This is a genomic window from Streptacidiphilus albus JL83, from assembly GCF_000744705.1.
GTDB classification, from domain to species: domain Bacteria; phylum Actinomycetota; class Actinomycetes; order Streptomycetales; family Streptomycetaceae; genus Streptacidiphilus; species Streptacidiphilus albus.
In genome coordinates this window covers 3,688,396-3,704,482 of sequence record NZ_JQML01000001.1, presented here as the reverse complement: position 1 = coordinate 3,704,482, position 16,087 = coordinate 3,688,396, and the positions used below count along the sequence as shown (strand labels likewise).

Sequence of the window (16,087 nt, the reverse complement as noted above, 5' to 3'; positions counted from 1 at the left end):
CTTCCCCCTGCGCGGGACCAGTTGAAGACCCAGCCTGACTGCTGTTCTCCCGGAGTTCCCGTGTTCCGGTTTCCTCACGGGTTCATGTTGCGGTGGCCTTCGCCGAAGAACGCGTGCGTTACTTCGGTTGGCGGTTCAGGCTGGCGGCTAATCGTTGTCCCGTAACGCTGGTGGCGTTGCACCACTCAGCCGCAGGCGGGGCCGGGGTCAGGAACCGGGCCCCGCGGGCCGCGCCACCGACGATCGCAGGCGCGGGCCGTCTGCGCCGCGCACGACCATTGATCCACGGCCGCCGATCTCCTGTCAGTGCATGCCGCTACTGTCTTCGCTCATGACGGCGTTACCCGAACATGAGATCCGTGACCTCTTGGCGGAGCAGCTTGACGTCCTCGAACCAGGACTGACTCTCGTTCGACGCGAGTTTCCGCTGAGCGACCGGCCGCTCCACACGAGGGGAAAGATCGACATCCTCGCCCGCGACCGGCACGGCCTATGGGTGATCATCGAGTTGAAGCGTTCGACGTCCACCTCGCGTGAGGCGTTGCACGAAGTGGCGAAGTATGCAGAGTTGCTGCAGCGCGACAAGCAGGTCGCCCCGGACCGCATCCGTGCGCTCATCGTGTCGACAGACTGGCGCGAACTGCTCGTGCCAGTGAGCAACATGGCCCGTGACTGGAGCCATGACCTTCGGGGCTACGAGCTCCAGGTTCATGAGGACCGAACACTCAGCGTCGAGCGAGTCAGCCTGCTTCCCACGCCGGTGGAACAGTACGTCACGCCGGTGCACTGCATATACCTCTACGCGACTCCTCAGGACCGCGACCGCGGGTGGAGGCACATCCAGCGGGTCGCTACCGAGATCGGTGCACCCCACCTACTCGCCGCCGACTTCGATCGCGTCAACGACATGGACACTGTCGTCGCGCATTATGGCCTCTACCTGGGCATCGGCACTGTCGAGTGGGGGAGTGTGCTGTCGGACGCCTCGGAGGCGGAAGGCTACGCCGCGGAGCACCCGGCCGAGTATGAGGCACTCTGTGAAATCAACGCTCGCGTCCGCTGCGTGAGTGTCGAGTCGGCTCACCCGGGAGTGCTGGACACTCTGCTCGATAATCCCAATTGGGACATCACCGGATATCGGGGCGCGGGGGCGTTCGCCGTGAACAACGGCGCGTTCGAGGAACGCGACTGGCTGCTGATGCTCGCCGGTCATGACCGGGGGGACGGGCACGTCAAGTTCATCGGGGCCGTGAATCGCCGGATCGCGAGCCGATGGCGCTCCTTCGTGGAGCAGGCCATGACCAGCCTCGGGGGTAACCCCGTTTGGGAAGTGCTCGTCCGAGCTTGGCTGGAGCGAGTAGCCCAGCAGCCAGGGGACATCGACGTCTTCCTGTGGATCTACAACCCCTGTGACCTCATCCAGACCGTCGTCTACGGATGGCCGGACGAGCTCGCCCGGTGGGAACCACGCATCACGGCTGTCGCGAGCTTCTCCGACGGCAGTAGCTCCGTCGTCGAGGGCAGGCTGTGCACAAACAGCATGGGTGGTGCACCTGGCTTCCATCACTTCGCGCACGAGGTCTACAGCGATCCTGTCAGCTGGATGGTGACCCGGTACGGAGGCGCCACCTGGGTGAGCGACCTGGACTTGGTCCGCCGGCTCGGGCTGACCTACACGTTCCTCGAAATCACCAGTGACCACTCGGGGGGCCCAGCCCCAGGGGATGAGCGCGGCCTCTGGCTGGTCGAGGATGGGCGGGCGAGCCGCTACTCGTCCAACGATCCGGAGTTTCTCATGGCCTTGCAGCTCAACACCTATAGAGGGGACTTTGTGCCCCTTCACGATTTTCTGAAGATGTACTGCCATGAGGTCAATGCGCTCCGCATTGAGTACCTCACCTGCCTGGACATCAGGCGTTGACGCCACGGAGGCTCCTCCACCGACCAGCGCCGTCTCGGCCACCGCTCACTCGGCTCGCCAAGCTGTGACATCAGCGGAGGTGCTACGGCCGTCTGCTCGGCCCCGGCCAGATGCTGGGCAATGGTGTTGGCCAAAGCCTTGAAGCCGGGCCGTGGCGAGCGCCTTTGGCAGGTGGGGGTGACGGGTCCGCCATCAGTCTTCCGGAAGCTGGGCTGGACGCTTGGGACCGTGGGAGGATGCGGGTATGAACCGACTCGCAGACGCGACGTCGCCGTACCTACTCCAGCACGCCTCCAACCCAGTGGATTGGTGGCCATGGGGAGAGGAGGCGATGAATGAAGCGAAGCGACGGGACGTGCCCATCCTCTTGAGTGTGGGCTATGCGTCCTGTCACTTATGCTTCTACTAATTTACTGGTGCCATGTGATGGCTCATGAATCGTTCGAGGATCCGGAGTTGGCGGCCTACCTGAACGAGCGCTTCCTGCCGGTCAAGGTGGACCGGGAGGAGCGGCCGGACGTCGACGCCGTCTACATGGAGGCGGTGCAGGCGGCTACCGGGCAGGGCGGGTGGCCGATGACCGTGTTCCTCACGCCCGCGGGCGAGCCGTTCTACTTCGGCACCTACTTTCCGCCCGAGCCCCGGCACGGGCTGGCCTCGTTCCGGCAGGTGCTGGAGGGGGTGGACGCCGCTTGGCGGGAGCGGCGGGGTGAGGTCGCCGAGGTGGCCGGGCGGATCACGGCTGATCTGGCGTCGCGGGGCGATGTCTACGGCGCGGCGGGCAAGCGGCCACCGACGGAGGCGGACCTGCACGAGGCGGTGGTCGTGCTGGCGCGTGAGTACGACGCGGAGCGCGGCGGCTTCGGTGGGGCGCCCAAGTTCCCGCCGTCGATGGTGCTGGAGTTCCTGCTGCGGCACCACGCCGCGACCGGCTCGGAGGCCGCTCTGCGGATGGCGGGGGACACCTGTGCGGCGATGGCGCGCGGTGGGATCTACGACCAGTTGGCCGGGGGCTTCGCCCGCTACTCCGTCGACGCCGACTGGGTCGTTCCGCACTTCGAGAAGATGCTCTACGACAACGCGCTGCTGCTGCGGGTGTATCTGCACCTCTGGCGGGCGACCGGCTCCTCGCTCGCCCGTCGGGTCGCGGTGGAGACCGCCGACTTCCTGCTCGCCGAACTCCGCACGCCGGAGGGCGGATTCGCCTCCGCGCTGGACGCCGACAGCCCCGGCCCGGACGGGCACAACCACGAGGGCGTCTTCTATGCCTGGACGCCCGCCCAGCTCGCGGGGGTGCTCGGGCCCGAGGACGGGGCGCGGGCGGCATCGCTGTTCGCGGTGACGGCGCTGGGCAGCTTCGAGGACGGCATGTCGGTGCTGCAACTGCCCGAGGACGCCGAGGATCCGGACTGGTACGAGAGCGTTCGGGCCCGTCTGCGCGCCGCCCGCGAGCTGCGGCCGCGTCCGGCCAGGGACGACAAGGTGGTCGCGGCCTGGAACGGGCTCGCGGTCGCGGCGCTGGCCGAGACCGGCGCGCTGCTCGACCGGCCCGAGTACGTCGAGGCGGCCGTAGCCGCCGCCGAACTGCTGACGACCGTTCACCTGACGGAGGGGGGACGGCTGCTGCGCACTTCGCGGGACGGACGGGCGGGGTCCAACGCCGGGGTGCTGGAGGACTACGCCGACACCGCCGAGGGCCTGCTCGCGCTCTACTCGTGCACCGGCGACGCGCGGTGGCTCACCGCGGCCGGGAGGCTGCTGGACACTGTGCTCGACCACTTCGCCGAGCCCGAGTCAGGGTCCTTCCACGACACTGCCGACGACGCCGAGCAGCTGATCCGACGGCCGCAGGATCCCACCGACAACGCCGCGCCCTCCGGGTGGACGGCTGCCGCCGGTGCACTGCTCGGCTATGCCGCGCTGACCGGGTCGGCCCGGCACCGCACGGCGGCGGAGCGGGCGTTGGGCGTCGTCACCGCGCTGGGTGGGCGGGTACCGCGCTTCATCGGCTGGGGCCTGGCCGTGGCCGAGGCCTGGGTGGACGGTCCGCGCGAGATCGCGATCGTCGGTCCCGACGGCGACCCGGCGACCGCCGCGCTGCGCCGGGCCGCGCTGCACGCCACCGCGCCGGGCGCGGTGGTCGCGGTGGGCGAGCCCGGAGGCGTGGGCCCGGACGGCTCCGTGCCGCTGCTGGCCGACCGTCCGCTGGTCGGCGGGCGGCCGGCGGCCTATGTCTGCCGCCACTTCAGCTGCGACGCGCCGGTCACGGATCCGGCTGAGTTGTCGGCGAGGTTGAGCTGACGGCGAGGCTGAGCTGACGGCGCGGTTGAGCTGACGGCGAGGCTGAGCCGATCCGGGCTCTGCTGACCTGAGCTCAGCTGAGCTCGCCGGCGGTCGCGTTGTCCCGGACCTCGCGGGCGATCCTCGGCCACAGTGGCTCGGGGAGGTCGTGGCCGACGCCGGGGAAGGTGACCAGCCGGGCGCCGGGGACGCTCCGGGCGGTGGCGCGCCCGGCGCTGACCCGCAGGATCGGGTCCTGCTCGCCGTGCAGGACGAGCGTCGGCCGGCGCAGCTCCGCGAGCGCGGGGCCGTGCCACTGGGCGCCGACCTGTCGGCTCTGCGCCTTGGCGTCGCGCGGGCCGGTGTCGGCCTCGGCCTCGATCCAGGCCAGGGCCGCCGCCTCGTCGAAGGGGTAGCCGGGGGAGGCGATGCCGCGCCGGACGGCCATCCCGGCCGCGATGTCGCCCTCCCTACCCTGGGGGAACTTGGTCCGGGCGAGCTTGGCCAGCAGCCCGAAGCGCAGGTGCCGCAGGACCCGGAGCCCGGCGACGTCGCTGGGCAGCGCGCCCGAGGAGGTGATGCTGAGGATCCGGTCGGGGTGTCGCAGCGCGAGCCGCTGGGCGATCAGCCCGCCCAGGGAGTGGCCGAAGACGTGGGCCCGCTGCCAGCCGAGGGCGTCCAGGACGGCGATCGCGTCGTCGGTCATGTCCTCGGAGGTGTAGGCCTCGCCGCGCTTTCCGAACAGCGCCTTGAAGGGGTTGCCGGTACTGGTGTCGGGCATCCGGGTGGACTGGCCGGCGTCGCGCTGGTCGTAGCGGGCGACCTCGAAGCCGGCCTCGGCGAAGGCCGCGCACAGGCCGTCGGGCCACCAGAACCTGGACGTGGCCAGGCCCATCACCAGTAGCAGGGGCTCGCCGCGCGAGCCCTCCAGCCGGTCGTAGGCGATCTCCACGTCGTCGTGCCGGGCATGGCGGGTGGGGGCCCAGCAACGCTGCCGGGGTTGCGGGACTGACCGGACGTCGCGCATGTCGACCACGCTTCCTCTCCCACGGGCCCATGGCGGGCCTAACTGCGATTCATGTTCGCAGTAGCTGCTGTTGACTATACTGCATACGGCGTTCGCAGATTCAAGGGGAGAGCGGAGAGAGGTGTGGGCCGGATGGGTGAGGTCACTTCGACGGGGCCGGCCGGCGGCAGCATCTGGCTGCGCCCGCAACGCGCCGGACGCGGCCCGGCTCCCGAGTACAGCCGCAGCCGGATCGCGGCGGCCGCAGTCGCACTGGCCGATGCGGAGGGGCTGGCGGCGGTCACCATGCGCGCGGTCGCGGTGACCCTGGGGACAGGGCCGGCCTCGCTCTACCGGTACGTCCAGACCCGGGACGAACTGATCGAGCTGATGGCCGACGAGGTCAACGGCGAGATCAGCTACGTCGGACTCGGGGGCGGCGGCGGGGGCGGAGAAGGGGACGGGGACGCGGGCGGGGACTGGCTGGGCGACCTGCTGGTGCTGGCCCGGGAAAGTCACGGCGTCTACCTGCGGCACCCGTGGCTGCTGGAGGCGGTCGCCTCGCACCAGCCGATCGGCCCCCGGGCCGTCGACTACCTGGAGCGGGCGCTGGCCGCGCTGGCCGGTCTCGACCTGGACAACCGGGTCAAGTTCGAGGCGATCGGCGTGCTCGGCGGCTTGGTCCAGCAGTTGGCGCGGATGGAGGTGGCGCAGCGCTCCGTCGGGCGGAGCGTGCCGCAGTGGCAGCAGACCCAGGCGGAGTACCTGGCCCAGGTCGCGCTGGGGGGCGGGCACCCGCAGCTGGCGGCGGCGATGGCCGCGCAGGCGCAGGCGCAGGCACAAGCCCAGGCCCAGGCCCAGTCCCAGGCACGGGCACAAGCCCAGGCCCAGGCCCAGTCCCAGGCACGGGCACAAGCCCAGGCCCAGGCCCAGTCCCAGGCCCAGGCACGGGCACAAGCCCGGACCCAGACTCAGGCCGTCGGGACCGGCTCGGACGTGGCTGCGGCGGAGTCGCAGTTCGACCGGATCATCCGCCGGGTCCTGGTGGGGCTGCTCCAGCCCTGACGGAACGGCAGGCGGCCGAGGTCAGTGGTTGAAGCCCTTGGCGACCGCATCCAGGGCCTGTTCGAGCAGGGTGACGATGTCGTCCTGGCCGTCGCGCTGGGCCCAGTAGAGGATGGTCTCGAAAGTGGCGGCCAGGAAGGCCGCGATCTGGACCCGGAGCTCCAGGTCCTCCGGAGAGCGCCCGTTGCGCTCGCAGAAGACGTTCAGCAGCATGTCCCGGGTGCGGTGCATCTCGGCCTGGTTGCGGGCGTTGACGACCGGGTTGTCGATCAGTATCCGCATCCGCGTCAGCATGTCGTCGTGGTCGACGGCGATGATCTCGCGCAGCGGCTCCATCATGGCGTGGCGGATCGACTCCACCAGCGACTCGTTCGCCGGGCGGGCGCGCAGCGCGGACTCCAGCAGCGGGTCGTAGTCGTCGCGGATGACCAGGTCCTCCTTGGTGGGGAAGTACCTGAAGAACGTGCTGGGGGAGATGTCGGCGTCGCCCGCGATCTGGTCGATGGTGGTGGCCTCGTACCCCTGCTCGGCGAAACGGCGGAAGGCCGCCGCGCGGATCGCGCGGCGGGTCTTCAGCTTCTTGCGTTCACGCAGTCCGAGGGAGGCGCCGAGCAGTTCTTCGATGCCTGCGGAGTCGTGCAGTGGTGCGGAGGTCATGGCACTGATTGTCACGGACGGTCGGTGTCGGACGCGAGGGCCCCGGGCATCCGGAGGGCTATCAGCAGCGCCGACAGCGCGGCGGCGATGCCGCAGACCAGCAGCACGGCGTTCATCCCGTGGACGAAGGCGCCGTGGGCGGAGACCGCCAGCGCGCCGTCGTGCAGCCGGACGGACACGGCCTGGGCGGCGGAGACCGAGCCCCGTGCGGTGTGGGCGGCGGCGGACGGCAGCCCGGTGGTGTCGAGCCGTCCGGTGTAGATCCCCAGCAGCATGCTGCCGAGCAGGGCGACACCGATGGCGCCGGCGCACTGGCGGAGGGTCTGCAGCAGTCCGGAGCCCACGCCGGCCCGGTCCTCCGGCAGCACGGCCATGGCCGCACCCATCGCCGGGACCATGGCGAAGCCCATGCCGAGGCCGAGCACGCTCAGCCACAGCGCGGTCCAGCCGTAGCCGTCGCCGACGGTGGTGCGGCTGCCCAGGAACATGGCGACGGAGACCAGCAGCAGTCCGGCGCTGACCACCCCGCGCACGGCGATCCTGGCGACCAGCCGCTCGGCCAGCCTGGCGGCCACCAGCAGCCCGGCCATCAGCGGCATCAGCCGCACCCCGGTGCCCAGGGCGCTGTTCCCCAGCACCGACTGGAGGTACTGCGGGAGCACGAACAGGGCGCCCATCAGCACGAACGAGACCAGCACGGTGGCGAGGGTGTTCCACCGGTAGACCGGGTCGCGCAGCAGTCGGAAGTCCAGCATCGGGTCCGACTGGGTGCGTTCGCGCAGCACCAGGCCGGCCAGCAGCAGCACCGAGGCCACCAGGACGCCCACGACCAGCGGGCTGCCCCAGCCGTCCGTGGGCCCCTGGATGATGCCGAAGGTGAGCGCGGCGAGGCCGCCGACCCCGAGCACGGCGCTGAGCAGGTCCACCCGGGGGACGGCCGGATTGCGCGACTCGGGGACCAGGACCAGGCAGGCGATGATGCTGATGACGATCAGCGGGACATTGATCAGGAAGATCGAGCCCCACCAGAAGTGGCTGAGCAGCAGGCCGCCCAGTATCGGTCCGAGCGGCATGCCGACGGCCATCCCGGCGGTCATCACGGCGACGGCCCTGGCTCGCTCGCCGGCCGGGAAGAGGCTGGGGATGATCGACATCCCGAGCGGCATGATGAACGCCCCGCCGAGGCCCATCACCGTGCGGACGGCGATCAGGGTGTTGGCGGAGTCGGTGAGGGTGCCGACCAGCGAGGCCGCGCCGAAGAGGGTCAGTCCGGCGATGAGCAGCCGCCGTCGGCCGAAGCGGTCGCCGAGCAGTCCGGCCGGGAGCATGGCGGCCGCGAAGACGACCAGGTAGGCGTCCACTATCCACTGCAACTGGCTGGTGCCGGCGTGCAGTTCGACGGACATGTCGGGCAGCGCGACATTCAGGATGGTGCCGTCGAAGCCGAGCACCAGGACGCTGAGCCCGAGTGCCCCCAGCGCCCACCAGCGGCGGGCGGACGGCGGCGGTGCGGGGTCGACGGCCTGGCCGGCCGCGGTGGAGGCCGTGGCTGCGGCGGGTGCGTTCGGCGAGTTCATGATGCCCCCCGGTTCGGTAGTTTCTGTCTAATGACAGTAACTACCATTTGGCTGTGACTGTCAACAACAAAAAGCGCCCCCTCCCGGAATCGGGAGGGGGCGCGCGTGGAGGGCGGGCTCGGCGGGCCGGGCTCAGGCGATGGCGGTGTACGCGATGATCGAGACGCCGACGTACTGGACGATGAACGCCGCCAGGGTGCACAGGTGGAAGACCTCGTGGAAGCCGAACCAGCGCGGCGAGGGGTTCGGCCGCTTCAGGCCGTAGATCACGCCGCCGGCGCTGTAGAGCAGGCCGCCGACCACCAGCAGCACGACCACGGCGACGCCGCCGGTCCGCAGGAAGTCCGGCAGGAAGAACACCGCCGCCCAGCCCAGGGCGAGGTAGCAGGGGGTGTAGAGCCAGCGCGGCGCGCCGACCCAGAAGACCCGGAAGGCGATGCCGGCCAGTGCGCCGGCCCAGACCAGCCACAGCAGCAGCCGCTGTCCGCTGCCGTGCAGCAGCAGGATGGTGAACGGTGTGTAGCTGCCGGCGATGATCAGGAAGATGTTGCTGTGGTCCAGCCGCCGCAGGATCGCCTCGCCGCGCGGACCCCAGGTGAAGCGGTGGTAGACCGCGCTGATGCCGAACAGCATCCAGGCCGAGGCCGAGTAGACCGCGCAGGCGATCCGCGCCTCGGTCGAGTTGGCCAGGCAGATGAGGACGATCCCGGCGGCGACGGAGGCCGGGAACATGCCGGCATGCAGCCAGCCGCGCAGCTTGGGCTTGGCGGGCGGGAGGGCGGTGGCGGAGCCGACCGCAGCAGCACTGGCGGCGTCGGCGCTGCTCGCGCTGGAGCCGGTGTCGGGGACGGGCAAGGCGGCCTCCTCGGCGGTCGTTGCCGCCATCGTACCTACGGAACCGTAGGTTACCTGTCAGTAGATGGTGTGTCCCGCGTGTGAATAGTCACGTGCGCCCCCCTGAATCGAACCTGCTCCGACCAGGTATTTCCGGACAAGTCAGGCCGCTGTCACCGGAATGTGTGCTCTGGGTCACTACCACATGCAGAGGGGCAGTATGTCGGTTTACAGATATCGGCGTTAGGCTGCGAGGACCCTCAACCCCGCCGCCGGATCAAGGACGATTCGGCGTGAAACGGAGCGATCGTGCCGTACGAGAACTCTGCCCTGACCACTCCTGCGCCCACGCCGCACAAGCGGCTGCTGACCTGGGTCCAGGAGATCGCAGAGCTCACCCAGCCGGATCGGATCGAGTGGTGCGACGGCTCGGAAGCCGAGTACCAGCGCCTGTGTGAACTCCTGGTCGACAAGGGAACGTTCCGCAAGCTGAACCCCGAGAAGCGTCCCAACTCCTACTACGCGGCCTCCGACCCGAGCGATGTCGCCCGCGTCGAGGACCGTACGTTCATCTGCTCCGAGCGGGAGCAGGACGCGGGACCGACCAACCACTGGAAGGCTCCCGCCGAGATGCGGGAGATCTTCGTCGGCGGCGGCGCGGGCGGCGAAGGCGCCGGACTCCTCGCCGGCTCGATGCGCGGTCGCACCATGTACGTCGTCCCGTTCAGCATGGGCCCGGTCGGGTCGCCTCTCGCCGCGTGCGGCGTCGAGATCACCGACTCCGCGTACGTGGCCGTCTCCATGCGCACCATGACCCGAATGGGCCAGGCGGTGCTGGACTTCCTCGGTGAGGACGGCGACTTCGTCAAGGCCGTGCACACCCTGGGCGCGCCGCTGGCCGAGGGCGAGGCGGACGTCCCCTGGCCGTGCAACGACACCAAGTACATCTCCCACTTCCCGGAGACCCGGGAGATCTGGTCCTACGGCTCCGGCTACGGCGGCAACGCGCTGCTCGGCAAGAAGTGCTACGCCCTGCGCATCGCCTCCACCATGGCCCGTGACGAGGGCTGGCTCGCCGAGCACATGCTGATCCTCAAGCTGACCCCGCCGCAGGGCGGGGCCGGCCGGGCGGAGCCGGTGTACGTCACCGCGGCCTTCCCCAGCGCCTGCGGCAAGACCAACCTGGCGATGCTCCAGCCCACGATCCCGGGCTGGAAGGTCGAGACGATCGGCGACGACATCGCCTGGATGCGCTTCGGCGCGGACGGCCGGCTCTACGCCATCAACCCGGAGTTCGGCTTCTTCGGGGTCGCCCCCGGCACCGGCGCCGACACCAACGCCAACGCCATCGCGTCGATGTGGGGCAACACGGTCTTCACCAACGTGGCCCTGACCGACGACGGCGACGTCTGGTGGGAGGGCCTCACCGAGGAGCCCCCGGCCCACCTGACCGACTGGCGCGGCAACGACTGGACGCCCGCGTCCGGGACGCCCGCGGCGCACCCGAACGCCCGCTTCACCGTGCCCGCCTCGCAGTGCCCGACCATCGCCCCCGAGTGGGAGGACCCGGCCGGGGTGCCGATCTCGGCCATCCTCTTCGGCGGCCGCCGCGCCAGCGCGGTCCCGCTGGTCACCGAGTCCTTCGACTGGCAGCACGGCGTCTTCCTCGGCGCCAACGTCGCCAGCGAGAAGACCGCGGCGGCCGAGGGCACCGTGGGCGAGCTGCGCCGCGACCCGTTCGCGATGCTGCCGTTCTGCGGCTACAACATGGGCGACTACTTCGCCCACTGGGTGAAGCTCGGCCAGCAGGCCGACGCCGCCAAGCTGCCGAAGATCTACTACGTCAACTGGTTCCGCAAGAACGCCGACGGCAAGTTCGTCTGGCCGGGCTTCGGTGAGAACAGCCGGGTGCTGAAGTGGATCGTGGAGCGGCTGCAGGGCGGGGCCGAGGGCGTCACCACGCCCATCGGCGTGCTGCCCACCCGTGCGGCGCTGGACCTGGACGGGCTCGACATCAGCGACGCCGACCTGGAGCTGCTGCTGAGCGTGGACCCGGAGATCTGGCGCCAGGAGGCCGCCCTGATCCCCGCCCACCTGGACCTGTTCGGCGAGCACGCGCCGAAGGAGCTGTGGGACGAGTACCGCAGCCTGGTCGAGCGCCTCGGCTGAGTCCTCAGGTGCCGGGCGTTCTCGGCCCGGCAGCCGCTGATCGTGCCGCCGCATGGGCATCCATGCGGCGGCACGCCAGCATGGCGGTGGCGGTGTCCTGACGGGCCGCCGCCACCAGCAGCACCCGCCCGGCGAGGGCGTGGGCGTGCTCGTGCGCCCCGGCCAGCGAGCCGGCCGAGCGGACGGCGCGGGTGTGGCCCGGCCGCCCGGCGCGCCCGCGGCGGGGACGACCGGGCCGCCGGTCGGCTCCAGCTCGCCCAGTCGCAGCGCGAGCTGCTCCAGGGCCCGGTCGAGCTCGGCCCGGGCGGCCGGCTCCCCGGTCGCCTCGCGCACTGCCTCGGTGGCTGTCATCAGCGCCACGAGGTGGCCGGCCAGTGGAGCGCCGGCGGCCTCGCGGACGCTGCTGTCGTGCGCACTGCTGTTGTGGACGCGCGGACTGGATCGACGCTGCGCCGGTACTGCGATCTTGGGCTGTTCGTACATCTCGCCCTCTGCACTGGCAGGAACCCGGGAGACAAGAGCCGGGATGGACTGTGAACTCCATCCTAACTTGGACTCTGTCTAATTCCCTGCCCGGGCAGGGGCGAATACGACGGCTACGGCTGCGAGTAGCTCTCCAGGAAGGTGCCGATGCGGGTCACCGCGTCCGTCAGGTCCTCCGCGCGGGGCAGGGTGACCAGCCGGAAGTGGTCCGGATCGGGCCAGTTGAAGCCGGTGCCCTGGACCACGTAGATGTGCTCCTGCTTGAGCAGGTCGAGCACCAGCTGGGCGTCGTCCTTGATCCGGTAGACCTTGGGGTCGAGCTTCGGGAAGGCGTAGAGCGCGCCGCGCGGCTTCACGCAGGAGACGCCGGGGATCTCGTTGAGCAGCTTCCAGGCGACGTCGCGCTGCTCGGCCAGGCGTCCGCCGGGGAGGATCAGGTCCTTGATCGACTGACGCCCGCCGAGTGCGGCGGCGATGGCGTGCTGGGCCGGCATATTGGCGCACAGCCGCATGCTGGCGAGGACGCCCAGGCCCTCCAGGTAGCTGCGGGCATGCTCGCGGGGGCCGGAGATGACCATCCAGCCGGAGCGGAAGCCGGCCACCCGGTAGGCCTTGGACAGGCCGTTGAAGGTGAGGCAGAGCAGGTCGGGGGCGAACAGCGCGGTGGAGGTGTGGGTCGCGTCGTCGTAGAGGATCTTGTCGTAGATCTCGTCCGAGTAGATGATCAGGTTGTGCCGGCGGGCGATCTCGGCGATCCCCTGGAGCAGCTCGTCCGAGTAGACGGCCCCGGTCGGGTTGTTGGGGTTGATCACCACGATGCCGCGGGTCCGGTCGGTGACCTTGGCCTCGATGTCGGCCAGGTCGGGGAACCAGTCCGCCTGCTCGTCGCAGCGGTAGTGCACGGCGGTGCCGCCGGCCAGGCTCACCGAGGCGGTCCACAGCGGGTAGTCCGGGGCCGGGACCAGGATCTCGTCGCCGTCGTCCAGCAGCGCCTGCATCGCCATCTGGATCAGCTCGGACACGCCGTTGCCGATGAAGACGTCGTCCACGCTGAGCTCCGTCAGCCCGCGCTCCTCGTAGTGCATCACCACCGCGCGGCGGGCGGAGAGAAGACCCTTGGAGTCGCCGTAGCCGTGGGCGGTGGCGAGGTTGCGGAGGATGTCCTGCAGGATCTCCGGCGGTGCCTCGAAGCCGAAGGGTGCCGGGTTACCGGTGTTCAACTTGAGGATCCGGTGGCCCTGTTCCTCCAGCCGCATGGCTTCGTCGAGGATCGGACCGCGGATGTCGTAGCAGACATTGGCGAGCTTGCTGGACTGGGTCACCTGCATGCCCCGTTACTCTACGGGGTCGTCATCCGAGTCGCCTGGTGTTTTTCGCCACGCGCGTCACGTGCGACCGGGGCCGTCCGCTGGGCGGAGCCGCCCGAGCGGCGCTTCCGCAGGCGGTCGCGCAGGCCCTTGCCCTCCTTGACGGCACGGGTCCACTCCTTGGTTCCCCGGGAGGCGGCCTTGCGGGTGAACGCCGCGACCGCCGTCGCCGCCGTCGCCAGCCACGGCCGGACGCGGTTCAGCAGGGACTGGCCGAAGTCGGCGGCCAGCCCGGCGGCCCAGATGGCGCGGTCCTGCCAGTCGCCCTTCGTCCGCCCCTTGCTGGGGCGGGTGGGGTGGGCGGTGCGGGTGCTGCGGGCGGTGCCACCAGTGCGAACGGGGCTGTCGGTGCGTGCGATGCCGTCGGTGCGGACGGCGCTGTCGGTGTGGAAGGCGCTGTCGGTGTGAGCGGTGCTGTCGGCACGGCCGGGCCAGGCCGCGTCGCCCTCGCGGTGGTGCTCCTCCAACGCGTCCACCGCCCGCCGGACCTGGCGCCGGACCGCCACCAGCGCCGGCTGCAGCAGCCGCCCGTGCACCGCGCCGACCAGGGCCGGAGTCCGGTCCGCCGCCCGGGCCAGGGCCGGCCGGGCGTCCACGGCGAAGAGGGCGGCCAGGCCGGGGATCCAGCCGAGCGCCATCGACCAGGCCGCGCCGCAGAACGCGCCGAGCGCCGGGTAGCCGAAGTAGCTCAGCGGCCCGCCGGCCACCATCCTGGCCACGACCAGGCCCCGGAAGAAGCCGGCGGCCGATCCGGCCAGGACCAGCGCCCCCCAGCCGACCAGCAGCCGGTGCCCCCGGCCGGAGTTGGGGTAGGTCCGGACATGGCGCCCGAGGACCGCGGCCACGATCAGCACCATCAGCAGCGCGGCGAAGTCCTCGCACAGCAGCATGGTTCCGGTCTCCCCGCCGAGCGGCGACAGCCGCAGCCCCGGCAGCAGCGCCGGCACCCCGATCGCGCCGGGTATGAGCAGGTATCCGTAGGTGGTGGTGAGATGGAGCCAGAGTGGGCTGAATCCGAACAGCAGTACCACCAGCAGGGTCGCTCCGCCGCCCGCGTAGGGTATGGCGCGGCGGGTGAGGGCCGCGCGAAGGCGCGGTGAAAGCTGCTCGATCATGGCCATGAGCGGACTCTAATGGGCGATCGATGCGACTGGACACCGGACTCATGAGTTTATGCACCGGTTCTGACGCTGGTACAGAATCCGGACATTGGCGGGGTGGGCGGCTTGATCCGAACGATCTACTATCAGCCGAATAAGCACTGTGTGCAGTAGGCGCGTTGGGCGGGGTGGCATGGCGGAACGGGTACGGCGTTGGCTGGTCGGACTGGTGGTGATCGCCTGTGCGGCAGCGCTGCTGGCGGCCGTCGGACCGTCACCTTCGGGGAAAGGTCCCTGGCATGAGCGGTTCATAACCGACGCACAGGGCCGGGCACTGATCCTCTACGGGTTGGACACCTCCGCCTCGTCGCTGACCTCGGCCGACGGCATGCCCAAGCTGACCCAGGCCGATGTCGCGAATGAGAGCAGCACACTGGGCACGGACTTCGTGCGCTATCTGATCCAGTGGCAGCAGGTCGAGCCCGAGCCCGGAGTCTTCGACGAGGCCTATCTCGCGAATGTCGCCAAGCGCGTCGCCTGGTACCAGGCGGCCGGTTACCACGTGCTGCTGGACATGGAGCAGGACCTCTACGGCCCGGCCCTCGGCGGCAGCGGGGCGCCGGCCTGGGCGACGGACAGCGGAGGGCTCCCGGCCCAGGTGCAGAGTCCGTGGGAGCTGACCTACGTCCAGCCCGGGGTGGTCCACGCCTACGACGAGTTCTGGGGCACCCGCTCGGACGATCCGCAGCTCCAGCAGCAGTACATCGCGGCCTGGACCAGGGTGGCCGGCTACTTCGCCAAGAACCGGGCGGTCATCGGCTACGACCTGATGAGCCAGCCCTGGGGCGGCTCGATCGAGGGCCCGGCGTTCGAGACGGGGCCGCTGGCGACCTTCTACCAGAAGGCCATCGACGCGATCCGGACCGTCGACAGCAGCCACTGGCTGTTCGTCGAGCCCGAGGCGGTCTCCACCGACCGGGGACTGCCCAGCGCGCTGCCGAAGCTGAACGACCCGCGCACCGGACCGGCCATGATCGGCTACGCCCCGCAGCTGTACCCGGAGCCGCTGGACAGCGGCGGCAGCTACTCCAACAGCAATGTCTTCCTGACCCAGCGCGAGCTGGCCTCCTGGGCGATCCAGGTCCAGCGCACCGCCGAGCGGCTGGACGCGCCGATCCTGCTGGGCTCCTGGTCGGCCAACGCCGACGACGGCTACGCCCACCTCTACGTCGACTACGTCCAGGGACTGCTGAACCAGCTGATGATCGGCGAGGCCTACTGGTCGAACGACCCGGGCGACCTCGGCGGGGTCTGGACCGCCGACGGCAAGCCCGGGCCGCTGAACGACGTCATCGCCACCGCCTATCCGCGGGCCATCGCCGGGCAACCGGTGGCCTTCAGCTACGACAAGTCGACGCTCGACCTGAACGTGCAGTGGACGGACCTGCCCGGGGTGACCGGCTCGACCGACCTCTACCTGCCGCCCTCGGACTTCCCGGACGGCGGGCAGATCAACATCAACGGCCCGTACACCAGCCACTGGGACCCGGCCACCGACGTCCTGTCGATCACCGTGCCCAAGCTGCCGGGCGGCACCCACGTCCTGGACGTCACGCCGAATTCCTGAT

At 70.3% G+C, this 16,087-nt stretch carries 10 protein-coding genes and 1 pseudogene; 5 read left to right on the top strand and 6 right to left on the bottom strand.

Annotated features, from left to right (window positions below):
* The first annotated feature begins 331 nt into the window (after window positions 1-331).
* Window positions 332-1,921: an endonuclease NucS domain-containing protein gene (locus tag BS75_RS44320; RefSeq protein ID WP_160312271.1), complete on the top strand. Its 1,590-nt coding sequence runs from the start codon at window positions 332-334 to the stop codon at window positions 1,919-1,921.
* A 244-nt stretch (window positions 1,922-2,165) separates the two neighbouring features.
* Window positions 2,166-4,222 (top strand): annotated as a pseudogene (locus tag BS75_RS43380) (thioredoxin domain-containing protein).
* 73 nt (window positions 4,223-4,295) lie between these two features.
* Here BS75_RS43380 and BS75_RS15950 read toward each other — a convergent pair.
* The gene (locus tag BS75_RS15950; RefSeq protein WP_042438449.1) at window positions 4,296-5,228 is read right to left on the bottom strand and encodes an alpha/beta fold hydrolase; all 933 of its coding nucleotides are present in this window, start codon (window positions 5,226-5,228) and stop codon (window positions 4,296-4,298) included.
* Window positions 5,229-5,360: 132 nt separating this feature from the next.
* On the opposite strand from BS75_RS15950, the gene BS75_RS15945 reads away from it, so the two are divergent.
* Complete coding sequence (locus BS75_RS15945; RefSeq protein WP_081983294.1) at window positions 5,361-6,272, top strand: TetR/AcrR family transcriptional regulator; 912 nt, start codon at window positions 5,361-5,363, stop codon at window positions 6,270-6,272.
* A 21-nt stretch (window positions 6,273-6,293) separates the two neighbouring features.
* Here BS75_RS15945 and BS75_RS15940 read toward each other — a convergent pair whose 3' ends face one another.
* The 3 genes from BS75_RS15940 to trhA form a co-directional block, all read right to left on the bottom strand.
* Window positions 6,294-6,929 carry an acyl-CoA-like ligand-binding transcription factor gene (locus BS75_RS15940; RefSeq protein ID WP_042438447.1) on the bottom strand — a complete coding sequence of 212 codons (636 nt, stop codon included), beginning with the start codon at window positions 6,927-6,929 and terminating at the stop codon, window positions 6,294-6,296.
* Between the two features lie 11 nt (window positions 6,930-6,940).
* A complete protein-coding gene (locus BS75_RS15935; protein WP_081982356.1) occupies window positions 6,941-8,506 on the bottom strand; it encodes an MFS transporter in 1,566 nt (521 codons plus the stop codon).
* Between the two features lie 132 nt (window positions 8,507-8,638).
* A complete protein-coding gene (gene trhA, locus BS75_RS15930; RefSeq protein ID WP_081982355.1) occupies window positions 8,639-9,391 on the bottom strand; it encodes a PAQR family membrane homeostasis protein TrhA in 753 nt (250 codons plus the stop codon).
* A gap of 258 nt (window positions 9,392-9,649) precedes the next feature.
* Between trhA and BS75_RS15925 the strand changes: the two genes are divergently transcribed.
* On the top strand, window positions 9,650-11,509 hold the full coding sequence (locus BS75_RS15925; RefSeq protein ID WP_042438444.1) for a phosphoenolpyruvate carboxykinase (GTP): 1,860 nt from the start codon (window positions 9,650-9,652) through the stop codon (window positions 11,507-11,509).
* A 596-nt stretch (window positions 11,510-12,105) separates the two neighbouring features.
* Here the strand turns inward: BS75_RS15925 and BS75_RS15920 are convergent.
* Both BS75_RS15920 and BS75_RS51480 read right to left on the bottom strand, forming a co-directional pair.
* Entirely contained in the window at window positions 12,106-13,320 is a 1,215-nt protein-coding gene (locus BS75_RS15920; protein ID WP_034088708.1) for a pyridoxal phosphate-dependent aminotransferase, read from the bottom strand.
* A gap of 11 nt (window positions 13,321-13,331) precedes the next feature.
* Window positions 13,332-14,480, bottom strand: a complete 1,149-nt coding sequence (locus BS75_RS51480) for a hypothetical protein (protein WP_052069450.1) — start codon at window positions 14,478-14,480, stop codon at window positions 13,332-13,334.
* Window positions 14,481-14,652: 172 nt separating this feature from the next.
* Between BS75_RS51480 and BS75_RS15910 the strand changes: the two genes are divergently transcribed.
* The gene (locus BS75_RS15910) at window positions 14,653-16,086 is read left to right on the top strand and encodes a cellulase family glycosylhydrolase (RefSeq protein ID WP_034088707.1); all 1,434 of its coding nucleotides are present in this window, start codon (window positions 14,653-14,655) and stop codon (window positions 16,084-16,086) included.
* Window position 16,087: the final 1 nt, after the last annotated feature.

What these genes read in the sequence shown, in the direction of transcription:
- BS75_RS44320 (WP_160312271.1), top strand. Translation starts at nt 332, where the DNA reads ATGACGGCGTTACCCGAACATGAGATCCGTGACCTCTTGGCGGAGCAG.
- BS75_RS15950 (WP_042438449.1), bottom strand. Translation starts at nt 5,228, where the DNA reads ATGCGCGACGTCCGGTCAGTCCCGCAACCCCGGCAGCGTTGCTGGGCC.
- BS75_RS15945 (WP_081983294.1), top strand. Translation starts at nt 5,361, where the DNA reads ATGGGTGAGGTCACTTCGACGGGGCCGGCCGGCGGCAGCATCTGGCTG.
- BS75_RS15940 (WP_042438447.1), bottom strand. Translation starts at nt 6,929, where the DNA reads ATGACCTCCGCACCACTGCACGACTCCGCAGGCATCGAAGAACTGCTC.
- BS75_RS15935 (WP_081982356.1), bottom strand. Translation starts at nt 8,506, where the DNA reads ATGAACTCGCCGAACGCACCCGCCGCAGCCACGGCCTCCACCGCGGCC.
- trhA (WP_081982355.1), bottom strand. Translation starts at nt 9,391, where the DNA reads ATGGCGGCAACGACCGCCGAGGAGGCCGCCTTGCCCGTCCCCGACACC.
- BS75_RS15920 (WP_034088708.1), bottom strand. Translation starts at nt 13,320, where the DNA reads ATGCAGGTGACCCAGTCCAGCAAGCTCGCCAATGTCTGCTACGACATC.
- BS75_RS51480 (WP_052069450.1), bottom strand. Translation starts at nt 14,480, where the DNA reads ATGGCCATGATCGAGCAGCTTTCACCGCGCCTTCGCGCGGCCCTCACC.
- BS75_RS15910 (WP_034088707.1), top strand. Translation starts at nt 14,653, where the DNA reads ATGGCGGAACGGGTACGGCGTTGGCTGGTCGGACTGGTGGTGATCGCC.